The sequence below is a fragment of the Rothia sp. HMSC076D04 genome, assembly GCF_001814645.1.
In the GTDB taxonomy this organism is placed as follows: Bacteria; Actinomycetota; Actinomycetes; order Actinomycetales; family Micrococcaceae; genus Rothia; species Rothia mucilaginosa.
Genome location: NZ_KV817370.1, coordinates 364,832 through 380,628, shown reverse-complemented (window position 1 = coordinate 380,628; position 15,797 = coordinate 364,832). Strand labels below are relative to the sequence as shown.

At 61.1% G+C, this 15,797-nt stretch carries 10 protein-coding genes; 4 read left to right on the top strand and 6 right to left on the bottom strand.

Annotation, left to right across the window (positions count from 1 at the left end; genetic code table 11):
• Positions 1–259: 259 nt before the first annotated feature.
• Positions 260–1,978 (bottom strand): S8 family peptidase, encoded by a 1,719-nt coding sequence (locus tag HMPREF2980_RS07755; RefSeq protein ID WP_070691181.1) that lies wholly within the window; start codon positions 1,976–1,978, stop codon positions 260–262.
• Between the two features lie 714 nt (positions 1,979–2,692).
• Between HMPREF2980_RS07755 and HMPREF2980_RS07750 the strand changes: the two genes are divergently transcribed.
• On the top strand, positions 2,693–4,576 hold the full coding sequence (locus HMPREF2980_RS07750) for a S8 family peptidase (protein WP_070691179.1): 1,884 nt from the start codon (positions 2,693–2,695) through the stop codon (positions 4,574–4,576).
• A gap of 96 nt (positions 4,577–4,672) precedes the next feature.
• Here the strand turns inward: HMPREF2980_RS07750 and HMPREF2980_RS07745 are convergent, their stop codons facing one another.
• The 5 genes from HMPREF2980_RS07745 to HMPREF2980_RS07725 all read right to left on the bottom strand — a co-directional run bounded on the left by HMPREF2980_RS07745 (position 4,673) and on the right by HMPREF2980_RS07725 (position 11,939).
• On the bottom strand, positions 4,673–6,604 hold the full coding sequence (locus HMPREF2980_RS07745) for a S8 family peptidase (protein WP_070691177.1): 1,932 nt from the start codon (positions 6,602–6,604) through the stop codon (positions 4,673–4,675).
• Between the two features lie 640 nt (positions 6,605–7,244).
• Positions 7,245–8,390 carry a phosphoribosylformylglycinamidine cyclo-ligase gene (gene purM, locus HMPREF2980_RS07740; RefSeq protein ID WP_060824316.1) on the bottom strand — a complete coding sequence of 382 codons (1,146 nt, stop codon included), beginning with the start codon at positions 8,388–8,390 and terminating at the stop codon, positions 7,245–7,247.
• Positions 8,391–10,142 carry an amidophosphoribosyltransferase gene (gene purF / locus HMPREF2980_RS07735; RefSeq protein ID WP_070691174.1) on the bottom strand — a complete coding sequence of 584 codons (1,752 nt, stop codon included), beginning with the start codon at positions 10,140–10,142 and terminating at the stop codon, positions 8,391–8,393.
• 241 nt (positions 10,143–10,383) lie between these two features.
• Positions 10,384–10,809, bottom strand: a complete 426-nt coding sequence (locus HMPREF2980_RS07730; RefSeq protein ID WP_141755952.1) for a sterol carrier family protein — start codon at positions 10,807–10,809, stop codon at positions 10,384–10,386.
• Positions 10,810–10,811: 2 nt separating this feature from the next.
• Positions 10,812–11,939: an asparaginase gene (locus HMPREF2980_RS07725; RefSeq protein WP_070691172.1), complete on the bottom strand. Its 1,128-nt coding sequence runs from the start codon at positions 11,937–11,939 to the stop codon at positions 10,812–10,814.
• Positions 11,940–12,522: 583 nt separating this feature from the next.
• Here HMPREF2980_RS07725 and HMPREF2980_RS07720 point away from each other — a divergent pair.
• The 3 genes from HMPREF2980_RS07720 to HMPREF2980_RS07710 all read left to right on the top strand — a co-directional run bounded on the left by HMPREF2980_RS07720 (position 12,523) and on the right by HMPREF2980_RS07710 (position 15,494).
• Positions 12,523–12,864: a PQ-loop repeat-containing protein gene (locus HMPREF2980_RS07720; RefSeq protein ID WP_070691170.1), complete on the top strand. Its 342-nt coding sequence runs from the start codon at positions 12,523–12,525 to the stop codon at positions 12,862–12,864.
• A gap of 151 nt (positions 12,865–13,015) precedes the next feature.
• On the top strand, positions 13,016–14,299 hold the full coding sequence (purD, locus tag HMPREF2980_RS07715; protein WP_070691167.1) for a phosphoribosylamine--glycine ligase: 1,284 nt from the start codon (positions 13,016–13,018) through the stop codon (positions 14,297–14,299).
• A gap of 268 nt (positions 14,300–14,567) precedes the next feature.
• A complete protein-coding gene (locus HMPREF2980_RS07710; RefSeq protein ID WP_070691164.1) occupies positions 14,568–15,494 on the top strand; it encodes a phosphoribosylaminoimidazolesuccinocarboxamide synthase in 927 nt (308 codons plus the stop codon).
• The last annotated feature ends 303 nt before the right edge of the window (positions 15,495–15,797 follow it).

Below are 15,797 nucleotides of genomic sequence, written 5' to 3'. Positions count from 1 at the left end.
CAGTCGCGGCAGACACACCAAGCCTGCTGGCGGTTACACCATAGCCAAATCCCTTCTCAAACATTTGCGCTGCCTGTTTCCGAAGCAAACGATCGTGTCTCATTCCCAGATTTATAGACATGAAAAGCCTCCTGTTTCTTGGACTTTATTTTCGTTGTCCAAGAAACGGGAGGCAGTTCAAAACTCAACGGGGGCTTTTTGTGCATATTGGCATTCAGAAGCCTATAGGCTCACCGGCTTCTAAAGGATAACGCGCCGATTACTGGCCGGGAATCAGGCCGTGAGCAGTAATCAGGAACGGCGGGTTGTGGTTAACAGCCGGGTTGGTCACGTAACCAACACGTGCCGCACGGGTCGGGTGCTTGGGTGCACGCTTCGGCCAGGGCTTCGCAACAGGGTTCGGGTCCTTCTTGCCCTGCACCATAGCCAGCGCGCTCGCCGCGTTCACAATGCCGGAGCCGCAAGCGTTCACATCGCAGGTGAGTGGCTTGGAGCTCTGCTTCAGAATCTGCTTTGCACGCTCAGCGTTCAGCGAGGGATCCACGGACTTCATTAGAGCAATCACGCCAGCAACCTGGGGTGCCGCCATGGAGGTGCCGTCGTACTCGGTGTAGCCCGCACCCTTGGAAACGGTGGTGCCCAGGTCCACGGTGGACATGATGCTACTGCCGGGGGCGCTCACATCAACAAGCTTGCCGTAGTTGGAGAAGTCGCTACGCTTACCGTTCTGGTCGGTAGCGCCCACCACGATCGAACCGCCGCAGTTAGCCGGAGCGACCTTGGAAGTGTCCTGACCATCGTTACCAGCAGCGACAACGAGAATCGCGCCGCGCTTGTTCACTTCAGTAATAGCCTTGGAGTAGGTTGCGGGGCAGGTGCCTTCGCCGCCGAGGGAGAGGTTAATGATCTTGGCGGGGTTGGAGTTCGCAGGAACGCCTTCAACGGTGCCGCCGGCTGCCCAAACCATTGCATCCGCAATGTCGGAGTCGTAGCCGCCGCACATGCCCAGGGCACGCACGGGCAGGATCTTGGTGGAGGGTGCCACGCCGACGATACCGCGCTTATTGTTCATAATCGCCGCGATGGAGCCGGCAACGTGGGTGCCGTGCCAGTTCGACTCGCTTGCCTCTGCATCAGCACCGCAGACGCCCGCTTCTTCCCAGTTGCCCTGGTCGGTCGGGTCGGAGTCGCGGCCGTTGCCGTCACGAGCAATGGAGGGCTCGGTGATGAAGTCGTAGCCGGGCAGGACGTTAGCGTCCAGGTCGGGGTGCTTGACGATGCCGGAGTCAATCACAGCAACGGTCACGCCGGCACCCTGGGTGGTCTTCCACGCTTCGGGGGTAGCCAGACCCTTGGTGCCGTGCAGGTTCCACTGCTGCGGGTAGAGGGTGTCGTTCGGCGCCACAACCTGGTTCGACGCCTGGGCAGCCTGGGCTACCTGAGCGACCTTGGAGTTTGCGGCGGTACGGGTGCGTGCGTTGGAGCGGCGCAGCAGGTCGGGCTCAACCGACGCGACGGAGGGGTTAGAGCTCAGCGCCGCCATGTACTTCTCTGCCTGCTCCGCGGTGAGCTTGGAGGAGAGAGTCACCACGGTTGCCTTCTGAGCGGTGGTGCGTACGTAGCTGGTCTTGATTTTGAAGAGGTCATCGACGCTCTTCACCTCGGAGGTGAGACCCTGGTAGAGGGCATCGTTCCAGGTGGCAACCTGGGTGCCTGCGGGGCTTGCCCAGTTGATGCCACCTGCGTTCAGAGCGCTATCGGTGTAGGTGATAACGAATCGGTTGAAGCCTGCCTTCTGCTGTGCGGAGCTGAGGGAGGAAATGGTGGTGTGCGCCTTGGCGCGCTCGGCTCCGTTAGCCTTGGCGGGTGCCGCGAAGGATGCGGGGGCGCCCAGGGTCGTGACGAGTGCTGCGGCGGTGCCCAGGCTCAGCGCGGTGCGTGCGACACCGCGCGCTGAGGGGTGAGTGGTAAAAGACATCGGGGTCCTTTGCGTATGTGAGTGCCGGAAGCGGCAAGTGGGTTGGTCATCCACTCACATAAATGCACCTTCGAGAAAATATTTGCATTCTTTTGCATATTTGCTTGTGAGGAGCGAATAGAAAAAGAAAATGCACATCACTGCATTGATGTGTATTTTTCTCTAAACCCCCGTGCGGGAGTTCATCGGAAGTAGTTTATGTGGTGAGATATCGCTATCCTAGCACCTTTTTCTATGTTTGGCGGGGCTAAAACTCGATAGTGTGGCGTAAATAATGAGATTTTTCTTTCATGTAAATGCAGATAAAGAAATGCCTAGTCGGAATATTCTCGCGACTTAAAGTAGTGATTTAAGTTTTACTCATCTATGCATAAAATGACCTGCATCACAAAGGTTATTTTATTCATAAAGTAACCCCAAAAGGGTGCTAGAGTATCTCACGGTGCGTACCCGTGCATGCACAATGTGGGGCTACCCTCAGTAGCCCCACAGGCCACAGCGCAGACACCACGCACTACAGCGCCATGCATCAACCACCCCGCACAACGACATCTACCCAGCAGATACGTGCGACGAAAACACCGCACAGCGCTAACATCTCACTCTTCCATATTCACTCGTACCGAGCACACACCTCACTCTGCGCCCTCAACGCGAGTCGGCAACGCTACGCCGCATCGTGCGCACCCGGTACCACTCACCTCAAGGACGTCCATGCTTCGCATTGCTCGCCCCTCGCAGGCACGCGCCTCCCAGCGTTCCCTGCTCAGCTTCGTCACCGCAACCTGCCTGCTCTCGGCAAGCGTGATCCCCGCCGTGGCGGCACCCACCGCGCAGGCTACCCACGCAACCCAGGCTTCTGCGGCGGCACAGACTTCTAACACCACCCAGTCCGCGCCCGTGGCATACAACCGCTTCATCATCACCTACACCGATGAAGCGAAGAACGCCGCCTCCGCTGACGCCACCGCAGACCAGATTGATTGGTCCGCAGCCGCCGGTACCCAGCAGGCAACCTGGAGCGACGCACTCTACGCGGGCATCAGCTCCGAGGTGCAGAGCATTGACGAGCTGCTGAACATTAAGACCAGCTACGTCCGCTCCACCGCGCTGGATGCCAGCGTGGTCACCACCTCCGCGGAGCTCACCCCCGCGCAGGCGCAGCAGTACATGAACGCCCTGAGCGCGAACTCCAAGGTCGCCTCCGTGTCGCCCGATATGCGCCGCTACGCCACCGTGGACAACACCTCGGAGACCGTCAAGATCAACGACCCGAAGATGAACCGCATGTGGTCCCTCACCGGTGAGAAGGGCGTCTCTGCGCTGGAGGCGTGGGGCACCACCCGCGGCAAGGGCGTGACCGTGGCGGTGCTGGACTCCGGCATTACCGCCCACCCGGACCTGGACGCTAACGTGCTGCCCGGCTACGACTTCATTGCCGAATCGGCGTTCTCCAATGACGGCGACGGCCGCGACTCCGACCCGACCGACGCCGGCAACTGGACCGTAGATAACCAGTGCTTCACCGGTTCGAAGGCGACCGCCTCCGACTGGCACGGCACCCACGTGGCGGGCACTATTGCCGCTATCGCGAATAACAACGAGGGCATTGCCGGCGTGGCACCCGAAGCGAAGATCGTGCCCGTGCGCGTTCTGGGCGCCTGCGGTGGCTTCGACTCGGACATCACCGATGGCATCATTTGGGCTGCCGGTGGTAGCGTGCGCGGCGTTCCCGCAAACCAGAACCCCGCCCAGGTCATTAACATGTCCATCGGTAGCGAGGGCACCTGCACCACCCCGTACCGCCAGGCGATTGCCCAGGCGAATAAGCGCGGCTCCAGCGTGGTTGTCGCTGCGGGTAACAATAACTTTGACGCGTCGAAGTCCAGCCCCGGCAACTGCGAGGACGTCATCACCGTGGGCGCGACCGATAAGAACGGCAAGCGCTCCTACTTCTCTAACTACGGCTCCCGCGTGGACGTGAGTGCCCCCGGTGGCGACCGCCGCTACTGGGGTGGCGGAATCCTCTCCACCCTGAACGCTGGCAAGACCGCTCCCGGTAAGGCTGACTACGCCGAGTACCAGGGCACTTCCATGGCGGCACCGCATGTTGCCGGTATTGTGGCGCTCATGAAGTCGGTTGATCCGAAGCTGACCTACGCTCAGGCGAAGAAGGTTCTGCAGTCCACCTCTCAGGGTGTTGAGTGCGACCAGTCTGCGTGTGGTTCCGGCATTGTGAATGCGGCGCGCGCGGTTCAGCAGGTCCGTTCCGACCGTGAGGCTGCGGATGCCGCCGCAGCTGAGGCGGCACGTAAGAAGGCTGAGGAGGAGGCCGCACGTAAGAAGGCGGCCGAGGAAGCGGCCCGCAAGAAGGCTGAAGAGGACGCTAAGCGTCAGCAGGCTCCCGCGCCTAAGGCGACCCCGGCTCCGAAGACTAACCGTCCGGTGACCCGCCCGTCCCGCCCGGTGACTCGCCCCTCGTACCCGTCGCGTCCGCGTCACGGTCACACTCCGCGTTACCGCTCCTGGTACGGTTCTTCTGCGAACACCTACCCGAGCAGTGGTTACTTGGGTTTCGCTTCCGGTAATCACCGCTAGTCGAAACTCTTTTTAGATACGAAAAGCCCCCGATGATTTCTCTCATCGGGGGCTTCGCTATGCCCGTGAACCGGGTCTGTCTACGCTACGGGTAGCTTAGTGCTGATCGTCTGCTTCGCGGGGCTTCTGTGCGGGGTTGGTGACCAGCGGCTCGTCCTGGGTGACGGGCTCGGCGTCACCGTTCAGGTCTTGGACCTGGGCGTCTTCGGGGATTTCCATGGCGGGTGCGCCGGGAATTCGGTCGTAGTCGCCGGTGAGGGTCTCGCCGTTGGTTCCTGCCGCCTGCGCTGTTGCGGTAGTAGTTGCCTCTGTAGCTTCACCGGTATCGTCCGCAATCTTGGTGTTAGATGCTCCGGCGCTCAGGCCCTTAGAAATGATCTTGCGCGGTCGCAGATAGGTCACCCTGCCGTTCGCGTCCAGGTTTCCAGCCTTTTTCGCCAGGTTGAAACTGTTGATAATGCCGCGGCTGCAGAAGACCTTGTCGCATTTGATGCGATTACCTCCCGCGAGGGTGAATGCTCTCTCGACCTGCTGAGTGGTCATGGAGGTGCCGTTGACCAGCTGCTGCGCCAGGAGTGCGGAGACGTGCGGCGCCGCCATGGAGGTGCCGCTCTCGTAGACGTAGGTGAACTTGGTGTTATCCGGGCGGTCGAGGCTGTTCACGGACAGGGAGAGGATGTTCTCACCGGGTGCGGAGATATTGACCCTCGTGCCGTAGTTGGAGAACGACGCTCGCTTGCCTTCCTTGGTGGTTGCGCCAACCGTGATGACGCCCATGCAGTTGGCGGGCGCGTACTTGGATGCTTCCGTGTTGCCGTTACCCGCCGCGGCGACCACGAGTGCACCCTTGGAGCGTGCAATGTCGATGGCGCGCTGGTAGGCGGCGGGGCACCGGGTTACGGTGCCGATGGACATGTTGATGATCTTGGCGGGGTAGGTGTTGTCCGGCACGCCGTCAACGTGTCCGCCGGCTGCCCAGATAATCGCGTCGGCAATGTCGGAGGTGCGGCCACCACAGCGGCCCAGCACGCGCACGGGCTGCACGCGGGCGAGGTCGGCGACGCCGACGATGCCCATGCCGTTGTTACCGCGGGCACCGATAATGCCCGCCACGTGGGTGCCGTGCCAGGTGGAGGTGTGGGCGTTCGCCTGGTCCTTGCAGAGGTTGTAGGGTGCGTAGTCGCCTTCATCCAGGGGGTTGGGATCGCGGCCGTTGCCGTCGCGGGCGCTGAGCGGGTCGCTGACGAAGTCGTAGCCGTTCGCCATACCGGTAACCAGATCGGGGTGCGGCACGTAGCCGGTATCGAGTACGGCGACCTTCACGTTTGCGCCGCGGCGCAGGCGCGCGTTACCGGTGTTCTGAACGCCGGTGGTGGGGTTGGTGAGGTTCCACTGCTTGCTGTACTGCGGGTCGTTGTACTGGAAGGTGATGTCGCCCTCTGCGGCGGGGTAGTTGATGTAGTCGGGCTCGACGGAGGCTACATCCGGGTCGGAGGCAACCTTCGCCATGAACTCCTTCGCCTCGTTTTTGTTGAGGGTTTTGGAGGTCTGGATGACGGCGTCATCGGTGGAGGTGTTGTGCAGGAACTTGGTGTCGACGTTCAGTGCTTCGCTGACGACATCGACGGTGTCCATGATGTCGTCAACAATGCCGCGGACTGCGTCCCACTCGCCGTCGCGCAGCATTTTGCGCTGCTTGGCTTCCTGGGTGTAGGTGACGATGAATCGGTCGAAGTTCTGCTGGGGGAGCGTGCCGGGTGCCGCCGCGGTGGGGGTGGTGGGGCGTGCTACGCCGTTGCGTGTGAGGGTGAGGGGGCTGACGGGGCCTTCAATCTGGGGTGCCGCCTGAGCTGCTGCCAGGATGGCTTCGTCGCTGGGTGCCTGCGCGAGGACGGCGGGCAGGTCGCCTCCGAAGAGGATTGCGCCGGCGGCGAGCAGGCTCATGGCTGCGCGTGCGGGGCGCTTGCGGCGGGTGCAGGGGCGAGGAGGTGTTTCGGTGCGCTGCGCGCCGATGTATGGAAGCCTCATCTGGTTCTCCTGATGTAGGTGGTATGCGGACTGTGTGATGTGTACTGGTGTTTCCGTCTGTAGGTGCGCGAGGTGCGTATAGGGTTTTTACGGGGCAGTAAAAGAGGCCTTTTTGGGCGCGCTGAAGTAATGAATGGGGTGAGGGAATAGCGTTTCTTTGACCCTTTTTCGTACCGAAAGAACTCTTTTTGGACGGTGTGCAACGTACGTTTCTAAGGTATCACCTCAGGGTGAGCTTGAGGGATTTTTGAGGTACTTTTCGCGGGTTAATGTGCAGAAAATCAACCTGTGGAGGCTGAATAGTGCCCAATAGTTGAGAGTTTATGTAGGTAAAGCTTGAGGGTTAGGGTATGCGATGTGGGCTATGCGGTGCCTCTTGCGAGCCGGGGAGAAAAATAAATGTTTTAACACTGTGGTGTAAGCACTAGAATGCATTAAAAATGCAGTTGATAGCAAAAAATAAAAATAGCCTGAAATACGCGTGAAAATAAATAAAAAGCTGGCATCAAACACACGGGACAGCGCGCACCGCCGGTAGACACACACAGACCGGGGCGGCCACCGCATGGGTGACCGCCCCGGTCTATAGAATCATCAGCACCAGCAAGCTGGCGCTCGCTACCTACTGGAGAAAGCGTCCTTAGGAAGCGTAGGAGCCCAGCAGGCGAACCGCGCCGCCGTCCACGCCCTTAGCGCCCTGAACGTAATCGGGGTTGTTAGCCTCGGGCTCACCGGCGGCAACAACATCACCCATAATCCAGGAGGGGATACCGCGGTCGTTCAGGCGCTTGGTAGCAGCCTCAGCCACGGAGGGGTCAACGATAGCGATCATGCCCACACCCAGGTTCAGGGTGCGCTCCAGGTCAGCCAGGGGTACGTTGCCCAGCGAACCAATCAGGGAGAAGATGGCGGGAATCTGCCAGGTGGAGCGGTCCACGCGGCCCTCCAGGCCCTGAGGCAGAACGCGAGCCAGGTTAGCAGCCAGGCCGCCGCCGGTCACGTGCGAGAAGCCGCGCACACCGCTACCGGTGGTGCCGTCTTCACCGTTGACGGGGAATGCCGCCGCCAGGTCCAGGCAGTCCGCAGCGTACACGCGGGTGGGCTCGAGCAGTTCCTCACCGATGGTGCGGCCCAGCTCGTCCACCTGACGCTCCAGGCCCCAACCGGCAACGTTCAGGACCTTACGGACCAGGGAGTAGCCGTTGGAGTGAATACCGGAGGACGCCATAGCAATCAGCACGTCGCCTTCGCGCACGCGGTCCGGGCCGAGCAGCTCATCAGCCTCAACCAGGCCGGTTGCTGCGCCCGCAACGTCGTACTCGTCTTCAGCCAGCAGGCCGGGGTGCTCAGCGGTTTCGCCGCCAACCAGGGCGGTACCAGCCTGTGCACATGCGCCAGCAATACCGCGAACGATGTCAGCGATGCGCTCGGGAACAACCTTGCCGGTGGCAATGTAGTCGGTCATGAACAGGGGCTTAGCGCCGCACACGACGATGTCGTCCACGACCATGCCGACCAGGTCGTAGCCGATGGTGTCGTGAATATCCAGAGCCTGCGCGATAGCGACCTTGGTGCCCACACCGTCGGTGGAGGTAGCCAGGTAGGGCTTGCGGTACTTGACCAGCTCGGAGACGTCGTACAGGCCCGCGAAGCCGCCCACGCCACCAACGACGGAGGAGTTGTGGGTCGCCTTGATAGCGCCCTTCATCAGCTCAACGGCGCGATCGCCAGCCTCTACGTCAACGCCTGCGCTCGCGTAGGTTACGGTGGTGGTGTTCTCGCTCATTTAGGATTCCTTCGGGGTAGTGGTAGCGGAGGAGTTTGCGGGGGTGCGGTCCTGCTCGGTGAGCAGTGCTTCGAGGTCGGCGTCGGGGCCGGGGTTGCACATGCCCATGCCGGCGTCGTCTGCAGCAATCTGTACTGCGGAGGCGTCGAACTTCGTCTCGAGAGTTTCGGTGCCTTCGCGGGTTTCGATGGAGACAGCCTCGGCGTGCTCGGGCTTGGAGGGGACGGGGCGTTCCACGGTCACCTCTGCCGCCTTGCCGGCGAGGGGGCCGCCCTTGCCCTTCTCTTCGGAATCGAAGAGGGACTTGCCGCGTCGTTCCTCGCTGGGCAGCTCAATCGGGTATTCGCCGGTGAAGCATGCGGTACACATGTTTTCGGCGGGCTGCTCGGTGGCTGCCATCATGCCGTCCTGGGAGATGAAGCCGAGGGAATCGGCACCCAGGGAGGAAGCGATTTCGTCCACGGACAGGCCGTTCGCAATCAGCTCTGCGCGGGAAGCGAAGTCAATACCGTAGAAGCAGGGCCACTTCACGGGCGGGGAGGAAATACGAACGTGCACTTCCTTCGCGCCGGCTTCGCGGAGCATACGCACGAGGGCGCGCTGGGTGTTACCGCGAACAATGGAGTCGTCAATCACGACGAGGCGCTTACCCGCCACCACGGACTTCAGCGGGTTCAACTTGAGTCGAATACCCAGCTGGCGGATGGTCTGCGAGGGCTGAATGAAGGTTCGACCCACGTAAGCGTTCTTGACCAGGCCGTTACCGTAAGGAATGCCTGACTCTTCGGCGTAACCAATCGCGGCGGGAACACCGGATTCGGGGGTAGGCATGACCAGGTCAGCTTCAACAGCGTGTTCGCGGGCGAGCTGACGGCCCATTTCTACGCGGGATTCGTAGACGCTACGGCCGGAGATGGTGGTGTCCGGGCGCGCGAGGTAAACGTACTCGAAGACGCAGCCGGCAGGCTTTGCCTCAGCGAAGCGCTGGGAACGCAGGCCGTTCTCGTCGATAGTGATGAATTCGCCGGGCTCAACTTCGCGCACGAAGGACGCGCCGACAATATCGAGTGCCGCGGTTTCGGAGGCGACAACCCAGCCGCGCTCCAGGCGACCGAGCACGAGGGGGCGAACGCCCTGCGGGTCGCGTGCGGCGTAGAGGGTGTGCTCATCCATGAAGGTGAGGCAGAAAGCACCGCGCAGGGTGGGCAGCAGGTCGAGCGCTGCTTCTTCGAGGGAATCGAAGTCGTGCTCCGCCAGCAGGGCGGTGACGAGCGCGGTGTCGGTGGTGTTGCCCTGGGCGAGCTCGCCGTGCTTGGGAGGCTTGCCGCCGTTCTTAGCAATCACTCGGTCGTAAAGGTCAGCCGAGTTGGTGAGGTTACCGTTGTGCGCCAGGCAGAGCGTGCCGTGCGGGGTGGTACCGAGGGTGGGCTGTGCGTTAGCCCAGTGGGATGCGCCGGTGGTGGAGTATCGGGCGTGGCCGATAGCGTGGTCGCCGGGCATGGAGCTGAGGGTGGCTTCGTCAAAGACCTGGGAGACGAGTCCCATATCTTTGTACACGTGGATACGTTTGCCGTTGCTGGTTGCGATACCTGCTGATTCCTGGCCGCGGTGCTGGAGTGCGTACAGGCCGTAGTAGGTTAGCTTTGCCACGTCCTCGCCGGGTGCCCAGACGCCGAAGACGCCGCAGGCGTCCTTGGGGCCGTGGTCAATCGGATCGAGGTCGTGAGTGAGTTTTCCGTCGGGGCGAATCAATTCACTGTCTTTTCGACGATGGGACTGCGGATGCGTCTGCGCGGGCGCAAGACGGATGTGTGTTTCTGTACTCGCACCTGCCTGTGTGTGCGGTAGCATACACCAGACCCTTAAAAGTGTACCGGGTTTCAGTCTAGACGTGGTGAAGGATACGCTAAATACCTCAGTATGGACGGCTATTAGCGGCTTCTGGCGGCAGAAGGCTACAGAAGCCGCGAAAACTTGGGGTCTTAAGTAGTACTTAAAAGAGCGGCAGCAGGGTAGAGAGGTCGCTACGCTCGCCGGAGGCGTCGAGTACCCCGGTGGCAACCGCCTGCTCCCACGAACACGCACCCAGCACGAGTGCCGCCCAAACCGCGGGTGAGGTCTCCACGACCGAGGGCGGGGTGCCTCGCGTGTGGCGGGGGCCCGCCACGCACTGGGTCACGCCCAGCGGGGGTACGCGCACCTCCACGCTATTGCCGGGGGCGAGGGTTGCCAGCTCTTCAAGGGTGAAACGCACGAAAGTAGCGCGCACGGAACGGGGGAGCGCGGCGAATGCCCGTTTTAGTTCAGCGGGTACGGGAACGGTTTCGGAAGGCTCGGAATCAAAGGAAGCGAAGAGCGCACGCACCTCACGTACTGCCGCCATGCCCGCTTCTTCGCTGGTTTTGCGTCGAATCGTCACGGCTACTTTTCCTCCGGGGCTTCAGTGGAGAGCTCCCCGTCCGCGAAGAGATCATCATGAACGCGCAGCTCGCCGACCTCAACCGGCTTGCCGTCCGCGTATCCGCCGGTCACGGGGCGAACCACCAGCACGAGCAGGCGCTCGCATTCCTCGGCGCTCAGGTATCCGCCAGCAACCAGTGCACGCAGCGCTACGGCGTACATGGCGCGGTGCGAACCGTCGCTCATCTTCACCACCACGGACGCGCCCGAACGCAGGCCGATGCAGAGCACGCCCTCCGCGCCGCTCTTGACGATGGCATCCAGCTCTTCGCTGAGTACGGTGTCGGGGTAGCCGGGTGCCTGAATCAGCTCGGGGTAGTCCACCATGGCGGTGGCGACCGTGGAGGCGCGCGCATCCGCCCCGAGATTACGGATTGCCGCACCGAGGGCCGAGTAGGCGCGTGCGGCACCCAGCAGGGAAACCGCGTGCACGGGCGCGCCGCAACCGTCCACGCCGATGGCGGCTACCGGTTCGCCGGTGAACGCCTCAATCTCTTCGGTGATGACCTGCTGCAGCGGGTGGTTGGGGTCGAGGTAGTTGTGCAGGGTCCAGTTCTGCGAGCCCTCTTCCAGGTCGCCGCGCTCGAGCTTGGCGGTGCACGCCCACAGGAATGCGGCGTGCTTGCCGGAGCAGGGGTGCGCTAGGGGAGTGTGCGCCAGGTTTGCCTGAATCATTGCCTGGCGTGCCTGCTTATCGGAGGGGAGCGCGGGCTTGAGCGCCAGGTTTGCGGGGGTGAGCGGGTTGGTTTCGGTGCTGCCCTGGGTGAGTACGTCCTGCACGGCGCGCATCTGCTCGAAGGTCCCGCTGTGCGAGCCGCAGGCGATGGCGACCTGGGAGCCGCGTAGGGGTGCGCCCGCCTTCATGGAGCCGATGGCCTGTAGCGGCTTGGCGGCGGAGCGCAGGTAGAAGGGCTCGTGAATATCGCCGAGGGCAAGCTGAATTTCGCCGTCGGGGCTGAGCAGAATGAGGCGGCCGCGGTGGCGTGCCTCCACGAGGTTATTGCGGGTGAGCTGCGCGAGTTCTACGTCGAAGGCGCTACTCTGCTGGGTGGTGTGAGTGGTGGCCTGTGAGGTGGTGCTGTTGGTCATTCTTCTAGTTTAAACGGGGCGTATTGCATCGCCCTATTTATGTGTTGGGTGGTCTGGAGGCTGGCATGGGGCGGAGACAATATATAGGGAGTGGCGTGTGAAGAGGTTCACGTTCATTCCGGGTTGAATTTATGAGTAACTCATATTTACAATTGAAGTGTGCTCAAGCGCAACAGGCTAAGGTACGTGAGCGAGGCACAGCCCGCACGAACCGAAAAACCCAGCACCGCATAGGACCGACCACGATCGATGCTCCGATGAACCATTCCGGAGCCTCGACGTACCGCCTCACGAATACGGCGATGACCAAGGCAGCGGCAGATGAGCAAATCCCCACCCCCGTCAATCGATGAGCTATGAGTGTATCTACTCAAAATCTCATCATCTCCGGCGCGCCCCACTATGCGATCTGAGAACGGGCGTAATGTATCCAGTAGGAAATTGATGCAGTCCTTAGGGGTCGACCACAAACCTAGGAATAAATAGCTAGGTGCGACCCGGTACGAATATGCATCCTTAACGCCCCTCACCCCTCAACTCACTCTTGATTGGTGAGCGGCAAACCATGTAAAGGAGTACATCCATGGCAGAGCAGAACAACACCTCCGCAAACACCTCCGCACAGAACGTCTCCCACAAGGGTGGCGTGGGCGTGGATTCTGAATTCCACGCAAAGTTCTTCCCCATCCTGGCTCGCGTTGCTTCTGTGACTGCAGTGCTCATGTACGTGTTCTACTTCCCGCAGATTATCGGTAACTTGAACGGTCACAAGGGTGACTGGATCCAGCCTCTGGTTGCTGCTGTGAACTGCACTCTCTGGTTGCTGTACGGCCTGTGGCGCCCCAAGAAGGATGTTCCGATTATCATTGCGAACGCTCCCGGTATTCTTTTCGGTGGCCTGGCTGCCATTACTGCCCTCATCTAGTGCTTTTAGCTTGATTCGGTAGCTTCGGTTGCCGAGCAGTGCGGCTCTTCTCTAGCGTGCATTCTTGCGAATGTGCCGCTACATGAGAAGGGCCGCATTTTTAGTGTGCTCAGCTCACATTTTTGAGAGGGTACCGGGTACCCTAAATACTATGAAGGTTTTGGTACTGGGCCCCGGCGGCCGCGAACACGCAATTATTCGAGCGCTTCTGCGCGACCCTGAGGTAACCGAGGTGCACAGCGCCCCCGGCAACGCCGGCATTGCCCAGGATGTTCCCGTCCACGCAATTGATGCGAATGATCCCGCCCAGGCAACCGCCCTGGCACGCGAACTGAACGCCGACCTGGTCGTTATCGGCCCGGAGGCGCCCCTGGTCGCAGGTGTCTCCGATGCACTGCGTGAGGCGAGCTTTGACGTTTTCGGCCCCTCCGCAGCTGCCGCACAGCTGGAAGGTTCCAAGGCGTTCGCTAAGCAGGTCATGGAAGAGGCTTCCGTACCGACCGCCCGCGCCTACGTGGCATCGAACGCCGCTGAGGCGCAGGCTGCACTGGACGAGTTCGGTGCGCCCTACGTGGTGAAGGACGACGGCCTGGCTGCAGGTAAGGGTGTTGTGGTGACCGAGGACCGCGCCGCGGCACTGGAGCACGCTCAGGCTTGCTTCAACGCCGGCGGCACCGTGGTCATCGAAGAGTTCCTGGACGGCCCCGAGGTGTCCCTCTTCGTCATCTCTGACGGCAAGAACGTTCTGCCGCTGTCCCCGGCTCAGGACTTCAAGCGCATTTTCGACAACGACGAGGGCCCGAACACCGGTGGTATGGGCGCCTACACCCCGCTTCCCTGGTTGCCCGAGGGCTTCGTGCAGGAGATCGTGGAGAAGGTTGCCCGCCCGACCGTGGCTCGTATGGCTGAGCGCGGCACCCCGTTCGTGGGCGTGCTCTTCTGCGGTCTGGCTGTGACCAGCCGCGGCGTGCGCGTTATCGAGTTCAACGCGCGCTTTGGTGACCCGGAAACCCAGGCGGTTCTGGCGCGTCTGCGCACCCCGCTGGGTCAGCTGCTGCGCGCGGCTGCTCGCGGTGAAATTTCTGAGGGTACCGAGCTGGATTGGGATCCCCGCACCGCGGTTGACGTGGTTATGGCTGCCGAGAACTACCCGGACACTCCCCGCAAGGGTGACGTCATCTCCGGTCTGGATGAGGCAAACGCGCTGGAGGGCGTGCACGTGATTCACGCGGGCACCGTGGTTTCCGGCGAGGAAATCCACACCGCCGGCGGCCGCGTGCTGGCCGTCGTGGCGCTCGGTGAGAACCTGGGCGCCGCCCGCGACGCCGCCTACGAGGGCGTTCGCGCTATCTCCTGGGCTGGCGCGCAGTACCGCACCGATATTGCGCTGAAGGCTGTGGAGAACCGCATCCACATTCCCGCTCCGCGCGGCTAAAACCTAAGGTGACCGGCTTCCCCGCTTGAGGGTGGGGGAGCCGGTCGCTTCTTTGCCACTCGCTTCTTTATCCCTCGCAGCCTCAGCTTTTCCCGGGTTCATTTCCTCGGCTCGGGGTGCTGTCGGCGGCGACCGGGGTAGGTTGGGTTCTCAAGATTGTGCCGTATTGATGACTGATTGGCACTATCGGGAGCCGTGCCTGTCGCGGTATTGTAATTACACAGACTTTTTGCATCCACATCACACCACCTCATCAGGAGAAATTCTCATGACTTCTCGTTCTAACCCCGTGGAAATCCCGGGCTGGACTCACATTTATTCCGGTAAGGTCCGCGACCTGTACGTTCCGAATGAGGAACGTTTTGACGCTACCGGCTTGACCGTCAATGATGACGCTGAGCTGCGTGCCGGTTCGGTCATGGTTGTTGCCTCGGACCGTATTAGCGCGTTTGACCGTATTCTGCCCACCGAGATCCCGGATAAGGGCAAGATTCTGACTCAGATGTCCCTGTGGTGGTTTGAGCAGCTTAAGCAGGTTCCGAACCACGTGCTGTCCACTGACGTTCCGGATGTTGTGGCTGGTCGCGCGATGATTTGCCGCTCCCTGAACATGTTCCCGGTGGAGTGCATTGTGCGCGGTTACCTGACCGGTTCGGGCCTGGCGGCGTATAACGAGACCGGTGAGATTGCTGGTGTGAAGCTGCCTGCGGGTCTGGTGGATGGTTCCCGCCTGGACACCCCGATTTTTACTCCGACCGGTAAGGCTGAGGTGGGTGAGCATGATGAGCTGGTGACCCGTGAGGAGCTGTACGCTGAGGTTGGCCAGCCGGTGGGTGAGCGCCTGGAGGAGCTGAGCCTGAGCCTTTACACCACTGCGGAGAAGATTGCTCGTGAGCAGGGCATTATTCTGGCGGATACCAAAATGGAGTTCGGTACTGATTCGTACCGCGGTGAGATTACCCTGGGTGATGAGGTTTTGACTCCGGACTCTTCGCGTTTCTGGGATGCTCAGCAGTACGAGCCTGGTCATGCGCAGCCGAGCTTCGATAAGCAGTATGTGCGTGACTGGCTGCGTTCGCCGGAGTCGGGTTGGGACGGTTCGGATAACGTGCCGCACCTGCCTGAGGAGGTTGTGGAGAAGACTCGTGCTCGTTACGTTGAGGCGTATGAGCGTCTGACCGGCACGAAGTTCTAAACTCAATATTTCAGGCCGAATAAGTCTTTGCGATAGCTAAAGGGCGGTGCCCCGGAAGGTCATTCTTCCGGGGCACCGCCCTTAGCTATGTGGGGTTATGGGGTTGAGGGGCGAAGCTTAGCCGTTGCGCTTGTCTTTGTTGTGTGTATTCATCGGGAGTGCCTTTAGAAGACTAAATTTTCCTGGATTTATCTTAATACGGTACGAACAACCATATATACATGTGATTTAAATCACTGCTAGGCGATGCAGATTTTCATTGCATCTAAATATAGAGCCTTGCTATGATTCTTTTACCGTCTA

Excerpts from the sequence above, each read along its gene's own strand:
- purD (WP_070691167.1), top strand. The coding sequence starts at position 13,016 with ATGAAGGTTTTGGTACTGGGCCCCGGCGGCCGCGAACACGCAATTATT.
- HMPREF2980_RS07710 (WP_070691164.1), top strand. The coding sequence starts at position 14,568 with ATGACTTCTCGTTCTAACCCCGTGGAAATCCCGGGCTGGACTCACATT.
- HMPREF2980_RS07750 (WP_070691179.1), top strand. The coding sequence starts at position 2,693 with ATGCTTCGCATTGCTCGCCCCTCGCAGGCACGCGCCTCCCAGCGTTCC.
- HMPREF2980_RS07755 (WP_070691181.1), bottom strand. The coding sequence starts at position 1,978 with ATGTCTTTTACCACTCACCCCTCAGCGCGCGGTGTCGCACGCACCGCG.
- HMPREF2980_RS07745 (WP_070691177.1), bottom strand. The coding sequence starts at position 6,604 with ATGAGGCTTCCATACATCGGCGCGCAGCGCACCGAAACACCTCCTCGC.
- HMPREF2980_RS07725 (WP_070691172.1), bottom strand. The coding sequence starts at position 11,939 with ATGACCAACAGCACCACCTCACAGGCCACCACTCACACCACCCAGCAG.
- purM (WP_060824316.1), bottom strand. The coding sequence starts at position 8,390 with ATGAGCGAGAACACCACCACCGTAACCTACGCGAGCGCAGGCGTTGAC.
- HMPREF2980_RS07720 (WP_070691170.1), top strand. The coding sequence starts at position 12,523 with ATGGCAGAGCAGAACAACACCTCCGCAAACACCTCCGCACAGAACGTC.